This window comes from Dielma fastidiosa (genome assembly GCF_000313565.1).
GTDB classification, from domain to species: domain Bacteria; phylum Bacillota_I; class Bacilli_A; order Erysipelotrichales; family Erysipelotrichaceae; genus Dielma; species Dielma fastidiosa.
On record NZ_HE578927.1, the window covers coordinates 48,875 to 68,795 of the forward strand.

Annotated in this window: 18 protein-coding genes; 5 read left to right on the forward strand and 13 right to left on the reverse strand. The window is 42.6% G+C overall.

Features of this window, described 5'->3' with window-relative positions:
* Positions 1-43: 43 nt before the first annotated feature.
* A complete protein-coding gene (locus tag DAHG_RS10070; RefSeq protein ID WP_022938224.1) occupies positions 44-742 on the reverse strand; it encodes a TVP38/TMEM64 family protein in 699 nt (232 codons plus the stop codon).
* Positions 743-925: 183 nt separating this feature from the next.
* Between DAHG_RS10070 and DAHG_RS10075 the strand changes: the two genes are divergently transcribed.
* On the forward strand, positions 926-1,213 hold the full coding sequence (locus DAHG_RS10075; protein WP_022938225.1) for a DUF5316 family protein: 288 nt from the start codon (positions 926-928) through the stop codon (positions 1,211-1,213).
* Between the two features lie 38 nt (positions 1,214-1,251).
* Here DAHG_RS10075 and DAHG_RS10080 read toward each other — a convergent pair whose 3' ends face one another.
* The 6 genes from DAHG_RS10080 to priA all read right to left on the reverse strand — a co-directional run bounded on the left by DAHG_RS10080 (position 1,252) and on the right by priA (position 8,235).
* Positions 1,252-1,584 carry a branched-chain amino acid transporter permease gene (locus DAHG_RS10080; RefSeq protein ID WP_022938226.1) on the reverse strand — a complete coding sequence of 111 codons (333 nt, stop codon included), beginning with the start codon at positions 1,582-1,584 and terminating at the stop codon, positions 1,252-1,254.
* On the reverse strand, positions 1,581-2,267 hold the full coding sequence (locus DAHG_RS10085; RefSeq protein WP_022938227.1) for an AzlC family ABC transporter permease: 687 nt from the start codon (positions 2,265-2,267) through the stop codon (positions 1,581-1,583). The genes DAHG_RS10080 and DAHG_RS10085 overlap by 4 nt, the downstream gene beginning before the upstream one ends.
* A gap of 360 nt (positions 2,268-2,627) precedes the next feature.
* A complete protein-coding gene (locus tag DAHG_RS10090; protein ID WP_022938228.1) occupies positions 2,628-3,560 on the reverse strand; it encodes a pseudouridine-5'-phosphate glycosidase in 933 nt (310 codons plus the stop codon).
* A gap of 10 nt (positions 3,561-3,570) precedes the next feature.
* Complete coding sequence (locus tag DAHG_RS10095; protein ID WP_022938229.1) at positions 3,571-4,665, reverse strand: PfkB family carbohydrate kinase; 1,095 nt, start codon at positions 4,663-4,665, stop codon at positions 3,571-3,573.
* Positions 4,666-4,810: 145 nt separating this feature from the next.
* Positions 4,811-6,070, reverse strand: coding sequence for a 16S rRNA (cytosine(967)-C(5))-methyltransferase RsmB (gene rsmB, locus DAHG_RS10100; RefSeq protein WP_022938230.1), 1,260 nt, complete (start codon positions 6,068-6,070; stop codon positions 4,811-4,813).
* 11 nt (positions 6,071-6,081) lie between these two features.
* Entirely contained in the window at positions 6,082-8,235 is a 2,154-nt protein-coding gene (priA, locus tag DAHG_RS10105) for a replication restart helicase PriA (RefSeq protein WP_022938231.1), read from the reverse strand.
* 181 nt (positions 8,236-8,416) lie between these two features.
* Here priA and DAHG_RS21590 point away from each other — a divergent pair, with 181 nt between their 5' ends.
* Genes DAHG_RS21590 through DAHG_RS10120 form a run of 3 tightly spaced genes read left to right on the forward strand, consistent with a single transcriptional unit; the run spans position 8,417 to position 10,475 of the window.
* The gene (locus tag DAHG_RS21590) at positions 8,417-8,761 is read left to right on the forward strand and encodes a DUF6440 family protein (protein WP_022938232.1); all 345 of its coding nucleotides are present in this window, start codon (positions 8,417-8,419) and stop codon (positions 8,759-8,761) included.
* A 33-nt stretch (positions 8,762-8,794) separates the two neighbouring features.
* Positions 8,795-9,685, forward strand: coding sequence for an HAD family hydrolase (locus DAHG_RS10115; RefSeq protein ID WP_022938233.1), 891 nt, complete (start codon positions 8,795-8,797; stop codon positions 9,683-9,685).
* On the forward strand, positions 9,672-10,475 hold the full coding sequence (locus DAHG_RS10120) for a Cof-type HAD-IIB family hydrolase (RefSeq protein WP_022938234.1): 804 nt from the start codon (positions 9,672-9,674) through the stop codon (positions 10,473-10,475). Before DAHG_RS10115 ends, DAHG_RS10120 begins: the two co-directional genes overlap by 14 nt.
* Before the next feature lie 432 nt (positions 10,476-10,907).
* Here DAHG_RS10120 and DAHG_RS10125 read toward each other — a convergent pair whose 3' ends face one another.
* The 5 genes from DAHG_RS10125 to gmk all read right to left on the reverse strand — a co-directional run bounded on the left by DAHG_RS10125 (position 10,908) and on the right by gmk (position 17,309).
* Positions 10,908-11,318: a VOC family protein gene (locus tag DAHG_RS10125; protein WP_022938235.1), complete on the reverse strand. Its 411-nt coding sequence runs from the start codon at positions 11,316-11,318 to the stop codon at positions 10,908-10,910.
* 259 nt (positions 11,319-11,577) lie between these two features.
* The gene (locus DAHG_RS10130; protein ID WP_022938236.1) at positions 11,578-13,467 is read right to left on the reverse strand and encodes an HD-GYP domain-containing protein; all 1,890 of its coding nucleotides are present in this window, start codon (positions 13,465-13,467) and stop codon (positions 11,578-11,580) included.
* Between the two features lie 47 nt (positions 13,468-13,514).
* The gene (locus DAHG_RS10135; protein WP_022938237.1) at positions 13,515-15,557 is read right to left on the reverse strand and encodes a sensor domain-containing diguanylate cyclase; all 2,043 of its coding nucleotides are present in this window, start codon (positions 15,555-15,557) and stop codon (positions 13,515-13,517) included.
* A gap of 125 nt (positions 15,558-15,682) precedes the next feature.
* Positions 15,683-16,603, reverse strand: coding sequence for a zinc ribbon domain-containing protein (locus DAHG_RS10140; RefSeq protein WP_022938238.1), 921 nt, complete (start codon positions 16,601-16,603; stop codon positions 15,683-15,685).
* A 142-nt stretch (positions 16,604-16,745) separates the two neighbouring features.
* The gene (gene gmk, locus DAHG_RS10145) at positions 16,746-17,309 is read right to left on the reverse strand and encodes a guanylate kinase (protein ID WP_022938239.1); all 564 of its coding nucleotides are present in this window, start codon (positions 17,307-17,309) and stop codon (positions 16,746-16,748) included.
* Positions 17,310-17,526: 217 nt separating this feature from the next.
* Between gmk and DAHG_RS10150 the strand changes: the two genes are divergently transcribed.
* Positions 17,527-19,191, forward strand: a complete 1,665-nt coding sequence (locus DAHG_RS10150; RefSeq protein WP_022938240.1) for an Rqc2 family fibronectin-binding protein — start codon at positions 17,527-17,529, stop codon at positions 19,189-19,191.
* Here DAHG_RS10150 and DAHG_RS10155 read toward each other — a convergent pair.
* The gene (locus tag DAHG_RS10155; protein WP_022938241.1) at positions 19,188-19,880 is read right to left on the reverse strand and encodes a biosynthetic peptidoglycan transglycosylase; all 693 of its coding nucleotides are present in this window, start codon (positions 19,878-19,880) and stop codon (positions 19,188-19,190) included. The two genes, DAHG_RS10150 and DAHG_RS10155, sit on opposite strands and share 4 nt — an antisense overlap.
* Positions 19,881-19,921 lie beyond the last annotated feature (41 nt).

Below are 19,921 nucleotides of genomic sequence, written 5' to 3' on the forward strand. Positions count from 1 at the left end.
AGATCAAGAACCTGCAGATGTTTTATGTACTCGATTCAATTGTTTAGATACCGCTGGTTTGCGCTCCCGCCGCTTTTTTCTGAAATACAAAACGGTAAAACAGATAGCCGCCTAAGGAGAAGATGCCAGTAATCGCATAAATCAAGATTGCCTGAGCAAGCATATTGCTGCCCAGATTAGCACCGACCAAGGTTGATGAATAAATGGAAGGAATGCGGGCAATGCTTGAAATCAGCAGGAAGGTTGACAGCTTCATATTCGTTAAACCTAACAAATAGGTAAAGATATCCTTTGGTGTTCCCGGAATCAGAAACAGGATAAAGGTAACGGCGTTCAGCCGGCTCTCATCCTTAAAGAAACTGATCTTATCCATTTTTTCTTCGGAAATAAACCGCTGAACAAATTTTTTGCCATAACGTTTAGTTAACAGGAAGATTAATGTCGAACCAATCAGATTGCCTACTAAACAGAAGGCCATACCGCCGATACTTCCATAAAGGACACCGAACAATACCTCAATAATTTCACCCGGCAAAATGGCTATCAGAATTTGAGCGGCATAAAGCAATATACCCACCAGCATGCTGCTGGCACCAAATTGTTCAAGGAAGGCCTTCATCTGATCCATATTGCTTAATAGATTAAACAGGTCTTTGCCATAATAAATCAGTCCCAATAAGATTAAACCACCAGCTATTACAGCACATATTCCTTTAAAAATATTACGATCCACTTGCTTCATCGCTTATCCCTCATTTCATGCTCTAAGAATAACAAATCATTCTTAAAACCTAACGGTGATAAGCTTAAAGATTTCTAAAGATTACTTAAATTTTACCTTTAAATTCAATCAGTAAGATGCTTATGGTATAATATATATAACCATAGAAGACATTCATTTAATCTTGGGAAAGGAGCATTTGATATGAACAAGAAAATTGTCTATCTCATTTATACTCTGATTTTTATTGTCATTTACATCCTTCAGCTATTGAATGTTTATAATTTTAAAAATATCTTACTGATCATTACAGCAGCGTTATTAATTATCGCTGTATTAAGCAGTGGGTTATTAACCTCAGGGGATCGTATGCGGGCTAATTTAAACACATCTAAAAATGAAAACCGTTTTGCCACGACAAACCTTTTCTTACTTTTAGCGATACCGCCGGCCATTGTCTTGTTATTATCCTATCTGTCACTTCCTTTTTAGTAAATAAAACCCTCAATCGAGGGTTTTATTTATATCAATTATTTAAAGATCACCTGCACCAGAAGCATATATAATGCCGTGCCGCCTAAGATACTGATTAAATTGTTGCGTTTCCAGCAATGCAGTCCAACTACGGCACTGACCGCTATTAATTCAGGGATGCCATAAGGGGCTGACAGCACAGCTGTATTGCGCAGACAATAAATGACTAATAGGCCCATCATCGCATAAGGCAAAACATTTCCCAGATAGCGGATCAGCGATGGCAGCTCATTTTTATTTCCCCATAAGATAAAGGGAATGACACGGGTTAAAAAGGTAACACCCGCCATAATGGCAATAATTAAGATAGACGTTGCTGTTGAAATCATGAAGCATCACCCGCTTTCTTCTTCATTGCCATTAACACAAGCACAATCAAAATCATTGAAGGAATAACCATATTCTCAGCACCAAATACGACTAGTGAAAGCAAGCCGCAGGCGGTTCCGCACAATGCTGGGCGGTGATCAGAACAGCTTAGCCATTGTTCCGTAAAGATCACCACAAACAAAGCAATCAGCGCAAAATCAATGCCTGTTGTATCAAAAGGCAGCATACTGCCAATCAGTGAACCTAGTATTGAGCCGATGATCCAGTAGCATTGATCTAAAAATGAAATCAGAAACATCAGCTTGTCGGCGTGACCTTCCTCATTCTTGATATTGACCAGCAAAGAATAAGTTTCATCGGTCAAAGAAAAAATCATATATGGCTTTTTGCGCCCCATATGCGAAAATGGCTCAATCATGCTTAAGCCATAAAATATATGCCGTACATTCACCAGCAAGGTCATCAAAGCTACTTCCACAAGACTGACTCCCGGCACAAAAAAATTAATACCGATAAACTGCATACTGCCGGCATAAACAAATACCGACATGGCTGCCGCCCATAAAAAATTATATCCTTTTTCCTGAAACAGCATACCAAAAGCAATGCCGACAAATAAATAGCCAAGCATGACCGGAATTGTGGTTTCAACCGCTTCAAAAAAGACGCCCTTATGTTTCATAAACTACCCCATTTCTTTGTTTCAATTATACTCATATATAAAGAAAAAGAAAGAACTTTTTTTCTGAAACAGGTATCATTCCCACTAATCTACCATTCCTTCATGAAAATCCATAGGGTTCGTCACTCTATATTGCACATGATACTTATCATCAAACAGACTGAACTTCTCCAACAGTCACATTCTGATACCTTAAAATATCATTGGCATCAATCAGTTTTCTCATGCTTTCTTACCATTACTATTCCTCCTAAATAAATTATTGAGCAATTTCTCATAAAACACACCAAACCTAAGGTTGAGTTTGCCTATACCACATAAAAAGCGAACCCATATTTAATGAGTTCACTTCACAACTATTTATTTCAACTTACTTAACTCACAGGCAATCTGTGATGCCAGCTTAGCGTTATTATAAACCAGCTGAATATTTGCAGCCAGACTTGATCCGCCGGTAATCTTTTGAATCTTATCCAATAAATACGGCGTGGTATCCTTGCCTTTAATGCCTAAACGGTTAGCTTCTTCAATTGCTTCATCAATGGATTTATTAATCATATCCGGATCCATTGAATATTCTTCAGGGATTGGATTAGTTACCAGCATTCCGCCGCGTAATCCTAAATCCTCTTTAGCCTTGTAGACATCAGCTAATTCCTTTGGTGTATCCATGCGGTAGTCTACTTTAAAGCCGCTTTTGCGGGTATAGAAGGCTGGTAATTCTTCACTCTGATAACCAAATACCGTAACCCCCTTGGTTTCCAGATATTCAAGCGTTAAACCAAGATCAAGAATGGATTTAGCGCCTGCGCAGACAACCATCACCGGTGTTTCAGCTAATTCCTCAAGGTCAGCGGAAATATCCATCGTAGTTTCAGCTCCGCGGTGAACACCGCCGACACCGCCGGTCGCAAAGATTTTAACACCGGCAAGATTGGCAAGAATCATGGTTGCCGCTACGGTTGTCGCGCCATCTTCTCCCTTAGCAGCCAACACTGGAATATCACGGCGGCTGGCTTTGATGACATTCAGTCCTTTACGGCCTAAATGATCAATTTCTTCCTTTGAAATACCTACCTTCAGCTTACCGCCGATAATGGCAATCGTAGCCGGTACAGCACCATTGTCACGTACGACCTTTTCCACATTTAAGGCGGTTTCCACATTCTGCGGATATGGCATGCCATGAGAGATAATCGTTGATTCCAGTGCTACAACCGGACGTCCCTCGGCTAATGCCTTCTGTACTTCTTCAGATACGTCTAAATACTTTCTTAAGTTACTTGTGTTCATGTTTTTCCTCCTATTTTACTGGATGCTGATCCAGGATTTCAAGTATATGTTCACAGCTGATATGCGGACTGATGGTTGATTCACTGGCGATACAAATGCTGGCTGCCGCCATACCGGCTCTGGCAATATCGCGCAGTGGAAGCTGCTGACGCCATGCCCAGGCAAGAGCTGCGACAAAGCTGTCACCGGCGCCTGTCGTATTGACAATTTCACATGGAAAGCTTGGCAGATGCAGATGCTCATGGTTATTTGCCGCATAAACACCCTCTTCTCCTAAAGATATAAAAACCTGCTGCATGCCCTGTTTCAGAAAACACTCCGCCGCTGCGCGCAGGGAATTTTCATCAGCGATTTTAATGCCTGTCAGCTCCTCCGCTTCAATAAGGTTTGGTTTCAATGTGTGAATCTTACCTAACAAGCCTTTCAGCTTTTTCGCCTTAGTCGTTGATACCGTATCAGCAAATAACGGACACTGGCAATGCGCGGCAAGATATTCTAAGGTATTCTGCGGTAGATTGGTATCACAGATACAAAGACTTGCACGATTGATAAAATCGATGCGGGTTGCCATCAGTTCAGGTGTTAAATGCTCATAAATCCCCATATCCGACACCGCTAATTCCATATCGCCATGCTCATCAGTAATGAATAAATAAGTCGATGTCACACCGTTGGGAATCGTAAAGGACTGGGATGTATCAATGCCGATGCGATGGCATTCTTCACTGAGCTGTGACGCATAGCCATCACTGCCAAAAGCCGTAATCAATTTCACATCTTCATCTAACAGCGCCAAATTATGCGCGATATTACGGCCAACGCCGCCCGCCGATAAAAAGGTGGTGCCGGGATTGGAATCACGCATGACCAATGGCTGATACGGACGTCCGCAGATATCCATGTTCACACCGCCAATCACCACGATATATGGCTTTTTCTGTAAGATATAACCCTTACCCTGAATCAATCCCTTTTTAGTCAGATTGGAGATATGCACAGCTGCTGATGAGCGGGTAATACCTGCCAGATCTGCTAGTTCCTGTTGGGAGATCAAGGGATTTTCCTCGATCCAATGCAGAATTTGACGTTCTCGATCAGTAATCATAACTGCCTCCTTTCCATAATCATTTGTTTAGTATTCTAATCTTTTGCTTATTACATCTTTATAGTACCGCTTGCTAAGTGTAAAGTCAAGCACGAAATTACAAAAAAAATACAGACTGTTTGCACATGTCTGTATCATTTGATGATTATGCCTTTTCAGCTTTTACCAGCTTGGCCATATAAAAGCCATCGGTATTGTATTCATAAGGGAAAATGGTTCGCTGAGAAATCAGCTGCGCATTATCATGCAGTCCCAGAAATTTCTCAATTTGCTTTTCATTTTCTTTTTTATTCAACGTACATGTTGAATAGACAAGAACGCCGCCCGGTTTTACCATTTTAAATGCGGTATCTAAAAGCTTTGCCTGAAGCGGCAGTAAAGTATCCATGTCTTCTGGCTGCATATGTACTTTGATATCATTTTTGCGCTTCATTACACCATAGCCCGAGCATGGCGCGTCGACCAATACCCGATCAAAGCTTTCCTCATCATATTCATGATTGATTTCACAGGCATCAAAGCACCATGGCTGAATGATGCTTAAGCCAAGTCTGGCCGCCGCATTACTAATCAATTCAACACGATGTTCATGAATATCCAAGGCGATGATTTCTCCCTCGTTTTTCATCAGCTGGGCCATGTGGCATGTTTTCGTTCCCGGCGCCGCGCACATATCCAAAATACTCTCATCGGGCTGAGGATCAACTAATAAGGCGACACACTGGCTTGCCTCATCCTGAATCGATACTCTGCCGGTCAGATATTCCTTTGTATCGGCAATATTGCCGCCATGATAAATCAGCGCGTCTTCACTCAAACAGCCCTTTTCAAAATCAGGATTGGCGGCAATGATTTCATCACGGCTGGTAACACATGTATTCACCCGGGCCGCTAACGCCGGTGCTCCCTGATCATCAAGACAGATCCGCTCAGCAATTTCATATCCATATTGTTTTTCCCACATCTTGACTACCCATAAAGGATGCGATGTTTTGATAGACAGCTGAAAGAGCGCATCACCAAGGATCGGACGTTTACCCTCTCTTAAAAAGCGCCGCAGCATCGCGTTAATCATCGCTTTATACTTGCCTTTATGCTTCTTAGCCGCAATTTCCACGGCTTCATTCACCACCGCATATTCAGGCACCTTATCCATAAACAGGAACTGATAGATACTCATATCCATCAAAAGCGCCATATCAGCGGCAATATCGCTTTGCACATAGGCTTCCCATTGATATCTGAGATAGAGATAATTCTGCATCGTACCATAAACGATATTGGTAATCAAACCCTTATCCGCTGAGCTGAAATCATTAATTTCTTTACGCAGATAAAGATTGCTGTAACTCTTGCCTAAAACAATATCACATAAACAATTGTATGCTTTTTCTCTTGCTTTCATAAGATTCTCCTCTAATCCATATTCAGCGGATTGATATCGATCTGCAGTCTGACTTTGCTTTTTGATGAGCGATGTTTGCGTGAAAGCTGATAAACCGCCTTCTGCAATTGCGTCAGTGATTTACTTTTAATACAAATACGGAATCGATATTCATCCTTTACCTTCATTAATTCACTGGGCCCCAATAGCCTGAATGTTTCTTCCGCCAAGCAGCGCATGCCCTCACACGCCGCCTCACTGGCTGATTCCTTATCTTTATGAATATACAGAATCGATGCCAAATAGGTATATGGCGGATAACCGGCTAAATGGCGGTAGCGCATTTCCTGTTCAAAAAATTTCAGATAATCATGGGTCAGCGCACAGCGCACGGCATAGTGCTGATCATCAAAAACCTGAAGCAATACCTTCCCCTTTTTCTGACCGCGGCCGCTTCGTCCGCTGGCTTGACACAGCAGATCAAAGGTCAGCTCACTGCTGCGATAATCAGAGCGATAAAGCATAGCATCACCTTGGAGGATTCCCACCAGCGTGACATTTTCAAAATCCAAGCCTTTCGCGATCATCTGCGTACCAAGCAGGATATCCGCTTCATGCCGGCCAAATTGTGCCAGTAAATCGCGGTGCGCATTCTTGCGGGCTGTCGTGTCGGCATCCATGCGAATGATTTTTTTATCCGGGAACAGCTCGCTGACCATTTCCGCCAGCCGCTGTGTTCCAAACCCCATTCCCTTTAATGAAGGTGATTTGCACGATGGACAAACACTGGGTACCGGTATGCTGTAACCGCATAGATGGCATTTAGCGCTTTGATCATCCTTATGGTAAACTAAAGCCCGGTCACAATGCGGACACATCAGTGTTGTTCCGCATTCACTGCAATGAATCGTCGGCTGATAACCGCGCCGGTTCAGCAGCAAAATCACTTGTTCATTGCGATCCAGACTCAAACGCATCGCATCAATCAGCTGCGGACTCAATATATAAGAGCCGCCTTTTTTTACAGTCTGCTGCATATTGATCAGCGACACATCCGGCAGATTATTACTTACCCTGCTTTTCAGTGATATCAGCTGATAAACATCCTTAATGGCACGCGCATACGTCTCTAAAGATGGCGTCGCACTCGCCAGCAAAACGGTCGCATGATGAACAGCTCCCCGCCATATCGCTACATCACGGCAGTGATACTGCGGCTGACTGTCCTGCTTATAGCTGCTGTCATGCTCTTCATCAAGGATGATCAAGCCTAATTGATCAAAAGGCATAAAGATTGCGGAACGGGTACCGACCACAATATTTTTCTCATGCCTGCGCACACTTTGAAACTGTTCATATTTTTCCTGATCATTTAATGCGGAATGATAGATTGCCACATCATTGCCAAAACGCTTCTGTACCCGCTCCACCATCATCGGTGTCAGCGCGATTTCCGGTACGAGCAGCAGCACTTGCTTGCCCTGCTTTAAAACCTCTTTGGCACAGCGCAGAAAAACCTCTGTTTTGCCGCTGCCGGTAACGCCGTGCAGACAAAGCACTGACTTACGCGGATGCAGCACTTGTTCAATGGCCTGCTTTTGCTCCTCACTTAGAGTCAAATCAAAATCACTGACACTCAGTTTCTCCTCAGCCGCTTTCGCTTCCTTTTCAAACACTTCCACCGCCTGACATTCCTCAAGCGCCTTTCCCACACTCTTAAAATCACGGCGCCATAGGGTCAGCGTCATTTCCCCAACCGCCTGTAAGGCAGACAAGGCTTCCTGACGCTTAGGCGTCATAACCAAAGGCACATGATGAACACGCACCCATTTTTCCATTTTTATGCGCTGTTTGCTTGACTTAGGTTTCAGCTTTGCCGGCAGCATCGCTTGAAAACAGGCGATTACCGGTGAAACCGTCGTTTCCGCCAGCCATTTGCCTAAAGCCATTAATTCCGCATTCAGAATTGGTGAAGCATCCAATACCTTGACAACATCCTTAATTTCAAAGTCAAAGCTTTCCTTCGTATTATAAACAACCTCATCAACGAAAGCGACACAGAGCCGATGCGCAAAATCAACCTGAATCCGCATCCCCGGTTCAATTTTTTCATCATGAAACTGATAGGTATACCGCTGATCAATGGCTGATACAGGATGTTCGATATAGCAGTAGACAAGATTCATTCACTTCACCTCACCCTACTATTATACCATGAGCCAAGCCAACCTGCTTCGTTTTTTCAAATGCATTTAGTCACGCATTAATAACGGCTGAAATTTTTAATATTCTGCCGCAATTATTCCCTTTCCGTTATAGAATTGTTCGGCGGGATTGTGTATAATAATAGAGAAAGGACGTGGTGCCATGAAAAAGAATAAAAACCGTTTTATTACGACTGAGATTTATCATGATGGAATGTCAGCCTGTACCAAGCTTTTAGTAGATGTAGAAACCCATGTACAGTATATGTTCCACAATGAAGGTTCTGGCGCCGGTCTGTGTGTTCTTGTCGATCGTGACGGCCGGCCGCTGCTGGCTGATGATGAAATAATCGAACATGAGGAAATGGCTTATGTCCGTGCCCAACAGCCGGCTGCCGCAATCAGCCTCAATGAACGCCAGGAGCAGTTTGAACCGATCCGCCCTGTGAAAAAAGTGCAGATCAAAGAAAAAGAAAAGAAAAAAAGCTGGGCCGAAGAAATCAAATAATCTGGTTTCAGCTTTTTCATTTATGGAGGTAGTATGGAGCATAAAATCAAAATGATTGTCTCAGATCTTGACGGTACCCTGCTTAATGACGCTAAAAAAATCAGCGCGTTTACCGAAAAGACCTTGCTGGAATATCAGCAGCAGGGCTGTATTGTCGTCTTAGCCAGCGGCCGTTTCCAGCGTGAAGTGGATCGCTATGCAAAGCAGTTAAAATTAAAAGAATATAATGGCTGGATGGTATGTGCCAATGGTTATGAGGTAACCCGCATGGCAGATGGCAGCTGTCATACCTTTGATTCATTGAATCCTCAGGAAAGTCAGAAGCTGTGCAGCATCGCCGATGAATTAAAGCTGATTCAATATGTCCGCATCGCCGATCAATATCATCTGAAAATCAATCGTTTACTGGGCGGCGGTTTAAAAGGCGCGGTGGGATTATTAAAGCTGATGCATCGTTTGGGATATCAAAAAGGCACTTACACAGTTCATCTGCTTGAAGAAACCCGCAATGTCCAATCCATGCGTGAGTATCTCAATGAGGATGTTTATAAGATCTGTTTCATCGGTACGGTTAAGCGAATCAAAAAACTGATTGAGCTTGTGGAAAAGGTTTATCCTGATCAGTACGCATTTTATTATGTCAATCCAATGGCAGTGGAAATCTGTAAGAAATCCGTCAGCAAACGCAACGCGGTTGAATATATCTGCCGGCAGACAGGCATTCAGCTTGATGAAGTGATTGCCTTTGGCGATTCCGGCAATGATGAACCGCTGCTGTTAAGCGCCGGCATTGGTGTTACGATGAAAAACGGCACAAAGAAAGCGTTGGCCGTGGCACGGACCTTATCCGCAAAAACTAATAATGAAGATGGTGTAGCCTATGAATGCCTGCATTATCTGGGAGGCAGCAATGAAAACAGTTAAAATGATTATGTGCGATCTTGACGGCACCCTGCTTACAAGTGCTAATTCAGTTTCTGACCGCACTAAAAAAGCAATCAAAATGGCACGGCAGGCGGGACTATATTTTGGTATCGCAACCGGCCGGCCGCCTTACGCGGTCAGCGAGCTGATTAAAATTTGGGGTATTGAAGAAGACATCGACTGCATCGTTGGCTTTAACGGCGCCCAGCTGATTGATTATACCTTAAATGAAAGCCGCCTGAATTATCCGCTTTCATCAGCTAATCAGCTTGAAATTATGAAGCATTATGAAAATGAAGGCATTAACTTCATGTTATATGAACAAGACGGCATTTATACACAAAAGGTTGATGTTGTCAGTGAACGGCTCAGCCGCAACAACCGGCTGCCGCGCCGTGAGCTTACTGATGAAATTCTCAGTCATGAGCACCCTAAGCTTTTAATTTCCTGTCCAAAGGAAAAGATGGCGCGGGTAGAAGAAGTCATGAGCCAGATTCATATAGAAAATGTGCGGGGTGTGCATTCACAGCCGGATTTATTTGAAATATTTGATGCCCGTAATTCTAAAAGCCGTGGTATCGAACAAATTGCCCGGCTGCATGGCTTCACATTAGATCATGTAATGGCCTTTGGTGATGAGGATAATGATTTAGAAATGCTGAAGGAATGCGGCATTGGCGTGGTCATGGCTAACGGTTCACAAAAGGCACTGGCAATTGCTGATGAAATTACGGCCAGCAACCTTGATGATGGTGTTGCCCAGCGCATCGAAGCACTGTTAAATCAATAGAAAAATAATTGAAGATTTGAAATCGCTTCATGAATCATGAGCGTTCAGCTTCAGTTTTTTTATTGCCTGTATAACTGTTTCAGTTGTCACAAGGTGGCAAATTGTTCCATATGTAGGCCCCGCAAACCCTCATGAAATGGGCGTTTTATCATTGTGCATAACCTCCCCGATGAGATTGGCGCCGTCACATGCCGGGGCTATTTCCATGCGTGACTGGTGTACCAATCCACAAAAAAACAATCGTGGCAAGCAGGGCAGGAGTGTATATACTTCTGCAAAACGCTTGTTGGATTGCCTCCTCAACAAGAAGATTTTACTGGTTTTCGCGGTGACGAAAAAGTGGAAAATCGTTTCGTGTGTACCACGAAACACTGCTTGCCACGATTGAAAACAACTATAGCGTAGTACGCCTTTTACCATTAAGACGTAGCTCTACGTTTCGCTCGTACTACCGATTTCAAGCAAGTTGCCTTCCAAGTCGGCAACATAAAAGTTGCGGATGCCGAAAGGATAGGTAATGGGTGCTCCAGTAGGAAATTGCAAGTCCAACTTTGATAGCCGCTCATATTCCGCATCCACATCAGCAAAGCTAGGCAACCAAAGGGCTATTTCAAACGTCTGATTAATCCCCTTTGGCGGGACGTAGGTCTCTCCAATCGCCTTTACAAATTGTTTCCTACTGTACATGAACAAAGACAGCGCACCGCTTGCCGTTTCAAACTCTGCGAAATCCCCACCATCCCATTGTGTACGAAAGCCCAATGTATCTCTGTAGAACCGTACCATACTGTCCATATCGCCAACTAACAGGCTTGCGCCTACTCTCACATCACGTCCGTTCATCAACATCATCTCCTTTATTTAGTACATCTTATCCGCCAAAAACAAACACAACTTAAACATTTCCATCCTAATATCAGCGTGCGGAAATGTCAAACAGCTCATTTCGTATCATAACTTCATGTTACTGTCCATAACTCTTTTTGTTCATCTGGGCACCATTTTGCCACTTTACATATATGCTCATTTTACAAGAAACCCAATAACCATGCGGTTTTCAGCTTATAGAGAAGACGTAACCGGCTGAAAAGATAACTATTTTTTATATCGTTTGTTTCGTTTGAAATTCTCTCAATTCTGAATCAATGATTTCAAAAACTTGCCGATAGCTTTCCTCACGGCTGTTCAGCAGTTCCTCCAATTGAATCTGTAATTCATCATCATTCAGGATCAAATCAACAATTGAATCAGAATAATGGCTTCCCTTTTCACTGTTTAATTCTTCCAGCACTTCTTTAAATTGTTTTGTACGCGCATAATTACGGCCTAAATTATCGGTTGCCGCATCTAATGTGTCACAAATTGTAATCAGATCAATAAACAGCTTCTGCGGTGAATGCAGATTATCAAAATCAATCGGATAACCTTTTTGACCGTCATAGCTTTTATGATGACCGACGGCGATATCATAGAAATCAGCGATGGTTGGAATCTGCTTCAAGATTTCACCGCTGCTTATCGGATGCAGCTTAATCGCTTCAAATTCAAGATCAATCAGCCGCCGATATTGCATATTGATCACATTGCTGCTTAAAATTTTTCCGACATCATGCAGCAATGCAGCTTCACCTACATAGTCAATAATTTTCTGACGGTTAGCCTGAACATGTGCAATCGAGGAAAAGCAGCTCATCCTCATGAATAAAGCCGGTGTCTTATCAATCATTGCGGCAACGATCGTAGTTGCCAGCTTTCCAACCATGATCGTGTGCGCGGCGGTCTGAGGCTGTCGGAAAATCGTAAGAAAAAGAGTAATTCGCAAGATCTCATCTGCCGGCAAAACATTCAGCAGCGGAAACATATAAAGAAAAATCGCATTATCGGTAATATGCTCGATATAATTGTCATTAGGCAGACAAAGATAGGCATCAAGCAATATCTGCAGAATACCCTTTACCTCAGCCTGATATTTCTTATCATCTTTCGCAATAATGCGGATGGCACAGGAAAGTATCTGCAAAGCATCCATCAATTCATCATCATAGGTCATCGTCGGTTTAGGCAGCATGTTCTGAAGTCTTATTAATTCAGCCATAACCTGATCCTTATCAAGCCCCTGCTCTTGATATGTAAGCATCAGCTTGATCAAACAAACCTTCACATCCTGAATAGAACCAGCCTGTGTTTCGTTTTCCATCTGCCCGCATACTTCATAAAACATAGCTAATTGTTCAGCCGTAAAAGCGGTATGCTCAGCTTTAATCGGTATACCGACAAAACCGCATTGCCAGCATACCCGCAGATAAGGCACAATATGATTAACACGCAGCGACAAATCTTCTTCAGCTATAAACCGTTCAATGTGACGCATCCGCCGCTGATACAGCTTAATCAACGTTTCCGGACTTATAATCGGATCAAAATTCACATATTCGCTGCAGGCATTGCTTTCATAATCATAAAAGCTCAATCCCATACTGCGTTCCACAGCATTCAACTGATCATAATTGCGCTCATAAACATCGATTGCCCATTCACAAAGCGATAAGATTTGCTCTTTATTATGGGGGAAATCAAGCATAATCCTGTTTGTGAGGATAATTAAGGTACATTTCATCATCGCAATCTCATTATCTGCCTGCTGATAATAATTATAAAGCGATTCGGCAGTTTTCTGAGTAGCCTCAATATCTTCTATGCGAATACTGTTTCTAAATAAATAATCAAGCAAGGAAGCCGCGACATCCGCCTCCCAATGCTCTGGGTTTTTAATAAACCAGTAAAGATGGCGTTCAAGATATTTTTCATTATCCAGATACATTTCCCTTAAGCACAGGGCGCGTTTTTTATATAATGTCAGCCAGTGAGCCCCATTCTGATAGTGAGCAGATGAAAAAGAGGTCAGCTTTTCAATACTGAGAATACGATCTGTATAAATTTTAAAATATTCAGCCCATTCTTCATATTCAGTAAATCCGTGTTCCTTTTCCATAGCTCTGCCTGACCTTTTCAGTTCTTTCCTTTTCACATAACCCTGTATTACATCTGAACACAGTTCTTACCATTTCTTTTGGCAATATACATCCGCTGATCAGCTTCATCAAATAATTCATGCAGCGATTTCGGCGCGCATTCACGGTAACAGCAGCCAATGCTGATTGTGTAATGAATTGCCGTCTCACCCATTGACACACGGTTTGTTTCACAAGCATAACGAATGCGTTCAGCTAATTCATACAATGCCTGTTCACTGAGCGAATCAATCAGCAAAATGAATTCTTCACCGCCAAAGCGGGCGATGATTCCCTGCTGCTGATGCTGCTTTAAAATATCCGTAACCGCGCAGATAACCCGATCTCCCTGCATATGTCCATAGCTGTCATTAATCTTTTTAAAATCATCGATATCAATCATTAATGCTCCGATGGAATGCTTTTCCTGATCCGCGCGCTGAAGCATTCCTTCTCCATATTTCATCAGCGCACTGCGGTTATAAATACCGCTGAGATAATCATAGCTCGACTTTTCAAGCGCCGCTGAATACTGCTTCACATTGTGAATCGCAATCGCGATATAATCTGCGAAAATCTGAAGCAGACCCTGATCTGTACGGCTGTAATTTTCAATCTGATTGGACTTCATACAAAATAATGCCAGCAATTCTCCCTGATAGCTGACCGGCTGAATCAGCATTGAGCGGCTGTGTTCATCATACAGCTTCCCCAAGCGTTTAGCCAAATCAGTTTCCGCATTCCAATTACCCAGCTTATACGCGCTGTTTTTGCTGACGCACAGAGCCAATAAAGGATGATCAGCTAAATCATAGCTTTCATGATCCAAACTGCCGAAACGCTGCAAGGGCTCATCATAAAATAACAAATGCCATTCATCAAAGGAGAAAATGCGGCCGGCATGAAGGGTAATCACCTCTAACAGCTGCTGCCAGGTCAAACAAGAGGTTACAACCTTACCAAATTCAGTCATGACCAAAAGCCGGTCATACATTACCTCATACGATAAGCGCCGGTTCTGTTCCCATACGTCCTCAATCTCCTTGTGATAAATATCATCAATAAAGGAAATAAATGTCTTAGTCAATTCATGAGCTGACTGTAAATAGCAATAAGCTTTATCCTGATCGCCTAAACAATCATAAAGCTTTGCCGCTTCTTCCAGCAGCTGTCTTTTATGACCAAAAAAGCCGCCTTTATAATCAAGCAGAAGCTTATAATATTTTAATGCCTGCTCATACTCTTTACGATACATATGATAGCGGCCTAAAGTAAAATAAACCTCGCCGTTATCCATATCATCGCCCTTAGTAAAATCATAAGATGTGATAAACTTTTGATACAATTCATCAGCCAGCTTGCGATCATCCTCAAGAATGGCCGCGTCAAGATAGCCTAAATTAAAAATATTTACATCAAAATAACCCGTTTTCTGTAATTCGGGCACATATGTATCAAGCAGCTTTTTAACCTTAGCCGTATCCTTAACCGCAAGGTATAAGCCGCATAATAAAAAAACAGTGGTATAAAAATTACTGTCACCGATAAAATCTCTTTTTTCCAATGTTTCTTCAACCTGCTGAATCGCTTTTTTATATAAGCCAAATTCCCGCAGAATGATTGCTCCATTATTTAAAAACGCGGAGTAATAGGTTATCTGGCCGCCTTTTTCCGCAATTGGCATGGCTGCCAGTATTTCCTGGTAAGCCGCCCCGTAATTCCCTTTAAAAATATGACCGAGCAAGGCATTATTCGCTACCGTTAAAATGCCGTCATGTTCCTTATAGTCTGGCTGACGCATAAACATTTCTCTGGCTAATTCATTATAGTGAATCGCCAAATCGAGATTTCGGCCATAGTATATATAAAACATCATCGCATAACCTAAGGGCAGTGCATAAGCGTAAGCCTTCCGTTCCGCAATTTCAATATAGCGCTGCATAACTGGTTCTAGGACAGGGCCAAGGCCGATCTGTTCCAACAGCAGTTTCTTGAATCCCTCACAGACACTCTCATCGCTCTCAAAACGATCCAGATAATCATCAAATGTTTTCTGAAGCTCTTCCTTCATATATTTACCCTCTTTATATTATTACTATCATACAATATTTTTCATTGATTTCCCATCCTTTTTGTAACTTTTATATATCAAAAAGAAAAAGAATCTCAGCTTGCAAGATTCTTTATTCAACTTAATTATTCACCGGCTAATTCTAAGATTTCAGCCATCGTTTCAGCACTGATCACAGCACTGCCGCTGCCAATCGGCGTACCGTCACTCATGCTGCTTTCTTCAACCTTTTCAAACAAGGTGACCATCAGTGCCATGTCTGGTTTTAAAATACTCTTGCTTACTTCAAAGTAAGCGCCCTGACCGCTGCCTGTCACATCGACCTCGATGCGGAAAATCTGACCATCCGGCGCGTTGGCAAAAATCATTGTCAGATCTGATGATGACTCATAGCTGATCGTAAAGCGCAGATTGCCGTTATCCATATCCTGAACCTTGATTTCACTGATTGAGGCAATACCCGCAAGCTGCCCCATATCTTCTGTAAAATCAAGAATTACACCATCTTTCAAATCTTTATCCTTAGATGGTTTTTTATCATCATCACTGGCAATCGGTTTATCTTCAGGCTGGTGATTATCCGGCTGCTGGCTGTTATTTTGGTTATTCTGATTGTTTTGGCCATTGTTGTTATTATCGACAATTGGCGGTGTCGGATCTGACGGTGACTGCATCGCCTTATAAATCATAAACCCGCCGCCGGCAACTAACAGAACAACAAGCGCTACCGCCGCCACCGTTAAGATTACCGGCAGACGGCTTTCTTTTTCAGCCGGACGCGGCCTTGACGGCTTGGCCTGTTCACGAATCGGCTTTGGCTCCTTGCCTGCCTGACGCTGAGGCTCACTGAACTTAGGAATCGTTACCGGTTCTTCTTTTTCCGCCATTGGCGTATCCTCAAACAATTCATTCATGACAGCGCTGATTTCATCCTTTTCATCCTTTTCAGCTCTGACTATTTTAGCTCCGCAATTGGGACAGAAATTACATGACTCATCAATTTCACTTCCGCAGTGGGAACAAGTTTGCTTTTTTAATTCAGACATAAAACTACCTCCTACTAAATTCATTATACAGTATTTTCACCTTAACGTTGAATAAAATCATTGTGAAATTATGTGATAACAAGTATTTTCAGCCTTTATTTTAAAATAAAAACAGGCTATCCCTCGATAACCTGTCAATTCCCTATTTACTGTTGCGTTTCACAATCAGCCCGATGACATCCGCTGCCAGCTCCGGATCGTCGTTGCAGACTACATACTTATAATCAGAGATCTGCTTCATCTCTAAAGCTGCTTTCGCCAAGCGCTGCTGAATAACTTCTTCCGGCTCGCTCTTACGGCCGCGGATGCGTTTTTCAAGTTCTTCCATCGTCGGCGGAATAATAAAGATCGTAATTGCGTCAGGACATTTCTCACGTACCTGTGTCGCCCCCTGAACTTCAATTTCAAGTACGACATTTTTCCCCTCATTGCGCAGCTTTTCAACCTGTTCTAACGGTGTGCCATAATAATTGCCGACAAATTCAGCCCATTCCAACAGCTTGCCCGCTTTGATCTGACGCTCAAATTCTGCCTTGTCAGTAAAAATATAATCAACGTTGTTAACCTCGCCGGCTCTTGGCGCTCTTGTGGTCATAGAAATAGAATATGTAAGATTCAGACTTTCATCCTTCATAAAGTATTCGCGAATCGTTCCCTTGCCTACGCCGCTTGGTCCGCTAATAATAATCAGTAGCCCTTTTTTCATTTTTGCTGTCCTCACCTTTTATAGATACTAATTATGATATAACGCTCCTTAATGAAAGTCAAACATTTTCCTAAAGGCGTCATTATAAAGATACAAACTTAACAAATAATACCTATGACATTCAAGCATACCCTGATGAATATCCGCGCTTTAAATAAATAATTCAATGCATCCGCTAAATCATGGTATAATAAAGCACATGAAAGGAGGGGTTGCCATGGCTTTAGATGGCTTACTCTTATATCAAATCAATGAAGAAATTAAACAGCTGCTGCCGGCTAAAATCAATAAAATCCAGCAGATATCAGATACTGAAATACTCTTTAACTGCCGCTCCCGCAGCAGTGGTTTTAAGCTGATGATCAGCTGTCACTCACAATATAACCGCATTAATCTTACCGAAGAAACATACACCGCTCCCGATGTCCCAAATAACTTCATCATGGTGCTGAGGAAGTATCTTGACGGCGGTATCATTAATTCATGTGAACAGGTTGGCCTTGACCGCATCCTGCATATGCTGATTACTGCCCGCAATGATCTGGGTGACCAGCATGATTTTTCTTTGTATATCGAATTGATGGGCAAATATGCCAATTGTGTCTTGGTTGATGAAAATGAAAAGATCATTGACGCGATGAAGCGGATTCCGCCCTTTGAAAATACGAAGCGAACGATTCATCCCGGCGCCCTTTATACATTGCCGGCGCAGGAGCTGAAGAAAGATCCGCGGATCACATTAGACGCTGACGCGGATGAATCGCTGGTGAAGCAGTTTCATGGCTTCTCCCCGCAGCTGAGCCGTGAATTTCAGCACCGCATGCATAACGGTGAAAATTTTGCGGAAATCATGAAGGAGCTGCTTGCCTCAAAAACGCTTTATATTACTGAAACCGAAAAGGAACCGCAGTTTCATTGTCTGCCGCTCACTCACCTTGAAAATCAGCCGGCCGCGTACAGCCTGCAAAAAGGCATCGACGTAATTTTCTACCACAAGGAAGAACGGGAGCGCATCCGCCAGCAAAGCGGTGACTTATTTAAACTTGTTCGCCGTGAAATCAATAAGAATACCAATAAGCTGGGCAAACTCAATCAGACACTTGAGGATGCGATGAACTGCGAACATTATAGAATGTACGGCGATTTGCTTTATGCCTATGCCGATACGCTGAATGAAAAAAGCGGCAGTGTTGAGCTGCCTGATTTTGAAACGGGTGAAATGATTAGGATTCCGCTTGATATACGTTTTGATGCCAAGCAGAACGCGAAAAAGTATTATCAGAAATATCATAAAAGTAAAACTGCTCAGCTTTTAGTCAGCGAACAGATTTCACTCTGCGAAAAAGAACTCGCTTATTTTGAAGAGATCGGCGCTCAGCTTGAATATGCCAGCTTTGAGGATGCCGTTGAAATTCGCAATGAATTAGAAAAAATGCATTATCTGAAACCGCAGAAGCAGAGAATCAAAAAGAAAAAACAAAATGAAATTCCGCATTTCATGACTTTTGAATTTGAAGACGGTCATAAGATCTATGTCGGAAAAAATAATATTCAAAATGATTATCTGACCTTCCGCTTTGCGCGCAAGGATGATTTGTGGCTGCATGCCAAGGATTTCCACGGCGCTCATGTTCTGATCAATGACGCTCATCCCAATGAAGAGCTGCTGCGCCTGGCGGCGATGTTAGCCGCTTATTATTCGCAGGGACGGCAGTCAAGCTCAGTACCTGTTGATTATTGTGAAGTCCGCTATTTAAAAAAAGCAAAGGGCGGCATGCTTGGCCAAGCCCTGCTTTCCTCATATAAAACTATTTATATCGATCCTGAACCAGCAACGATTCAAAACCTACTCAGTACGCATCTAACAAAGCGCCGTCATTAAGGATTGACGCCTAACAGCAGCCTTGCCAGCTCATCGTCATCATAGTAGCCGTTATCCTCAATGGTTGCCAAGACTGCCTGCTGCCTGAGCCTGGCCTGATCCTCATGATTGCTTAACTGATAATTAGCGGGTGACTGAGGGATGCCGGCCAGTAAGGTTGCCTGGTCAAAGCTTAAATCAGCAGGTTCAACATGAAAGTAATTCATGCTGGCACTGGCAATACCGATATTATTATCTCCATAATTTATGATGTTGAGATATAATTCTAAAAGCGTATCCTTATCATAGAGCCGTTCTAAATCTTTTGTTACAAAGAATTCCGCAACCTTGCGGATGATTGATGGCTGAAAGGAAAAATACATGTTTTTTGCCAGCTGCTGCGTGATGGTAGAACCGCCGCCGCTGATTTGCCCGCTGGTAATAAATACATAAAGAATCCGTCCATAAGCGATGAGGTCAACGCCTTGATGCTTATAGAACCGCTTATCCTCTGTGGATATTGTCGCTACCTTCAGATAATCACTGATTTCATCAATCGGCACATAATCGTCCTTCTGCATGATTGAGGCTACCTTATCCTGAATCGGCATTTCACGGATTACACTGCGGTATTCAATAAAGCCTAATACCAGCAGTACCATAAAACAAGCCATGATGGTTAATGCGAATGCTTTGATCAGTTTCTTCATCTGAATCACCACCTTTACTATAACCATTATAAAACAGCGTT

Bases quoted from the DNA above. Each gene is read 5' to 3' on its own strand.
- DAHG_RS10115 (WP_022938233.1), top strand. From the start codon at position 8,795: ATGGAGCATAAAATCAAAATGATTGTCTCAGATCTTGACGGTACCCTG.
- DAHG_RS10155 (WP_022938241.1), bottom strand. From the start codon at position 19,880: ATGAAGAAACTGATCAAAGCATTCGCATTAACCATCATGGCTTGTTTT.
- DAHG_RS10090 (WP_022938228.1), bottom strand. From the start codon at position 3,560: ATGAACACAAGTAACTTAAGAAAGTATTTAGACGTATCTGAAGAAGTA.
- DAHG_RS10070 (WP_022938224.1), bottom strand. From the start codon at position 742: ATGAAGCAAGTGGATCGTAATATTTTTAAAGGAATATGTGCTGTAATA.
- rsmB (WP_022938230.1), bottom strand. From the start codon at position 6,070: ATGAAAGCAAGAGAAAAAGCATACAATTGTTTATGTGATATTGTTTTA.
- DAHG_RS10135 (WP_022938237.1), bottom strand. From the start codon at position 15,557: ATGAAGGAAGAGCTTCAGAAAACATTTGATGATTATCTGGATCGTTTT.
- DAHG_RS10125 (WP_022938235.1), bottom strand. From the start codon at position 11,318: ATGAACGGACGTGATGTGAGAGTAGGCGCAAGCCTGTTAGTTGGCGAT.
- DAHG_RS10130 (WP_022938236.1), bottom strand. From the start codon at position 13,467: ATGGAAAAGGAACACGGATTTACTGAATATGAAGAATGGGCTGAATAT.
- DAHG_RS10085 (WP_022938227.1), bottom strand. From the start codon at position 2,267: ATGAAACATAAGGGCGTCTTTTTTGAAGCGGTTGAAACCACAATTCCG.
- gmk (WP_022938239.1), bottom strand. From the start codon at position 17,309: ATGAAAAAAGGGCTACTGATTATTATTAGCGGACCAAGCGGCGTAGGC.
- DAHG_RS10080 (WP_022938226.1), bottom strand. From the start codon at position 1,584: ATGATTTCAACAGCAACGTCTATCTTAATTATTGCCATTATGGCGGGT.
- DAHG_RS10095 (WP_022938229.1), bottom strand. From the start codon at position 4,665: ATGATTACTGATCGAGAACGTCAAATTCTGCATTGGATCGAGGAAAAT.
- DAHG_RS21590 (WP_022938232.1), top strand. From the start codon at position 8,417: ATGAAAAAGAATAAAAACCGTTTTATTACGACTGAGATTTATCATGAT.
- DAHG_RS10150 (WP_022938240.1), top strand. From the start codon at position 17,527: ATGGCTTTAGATGGCTTACTCTTATATCAAATCAATGAAGAAATTAAA.
- DAHG_RS10120 (WP_022938234.1), top strand. From the start codon at position 9,672: ATGAAAACAGTTAAAATGATTATGTGCGATCTTGACGGCACCCTGCTT.
- priA (WP_022938231.1), bottom strand. From the start codon at position 8,235: ATGAATCTTGTCTACTGCTATATCGAACATCCTGTATCAGCCATTGAT.
- DAHG_RS10075 (WP_022938225.1), top strand. From the start codon at position 926: ATGAACAAGAAAATTGTCTATCTCATTTATACTCTGATTTTTATTGTC.
- DAHG_RS10140 (WP_022938238.1), bottom strand. From the start codon at position 16,603: ATGTCTGAATTAAAAAAGCAAACTTGTTCCCACTGCGGAAGTGAAATT.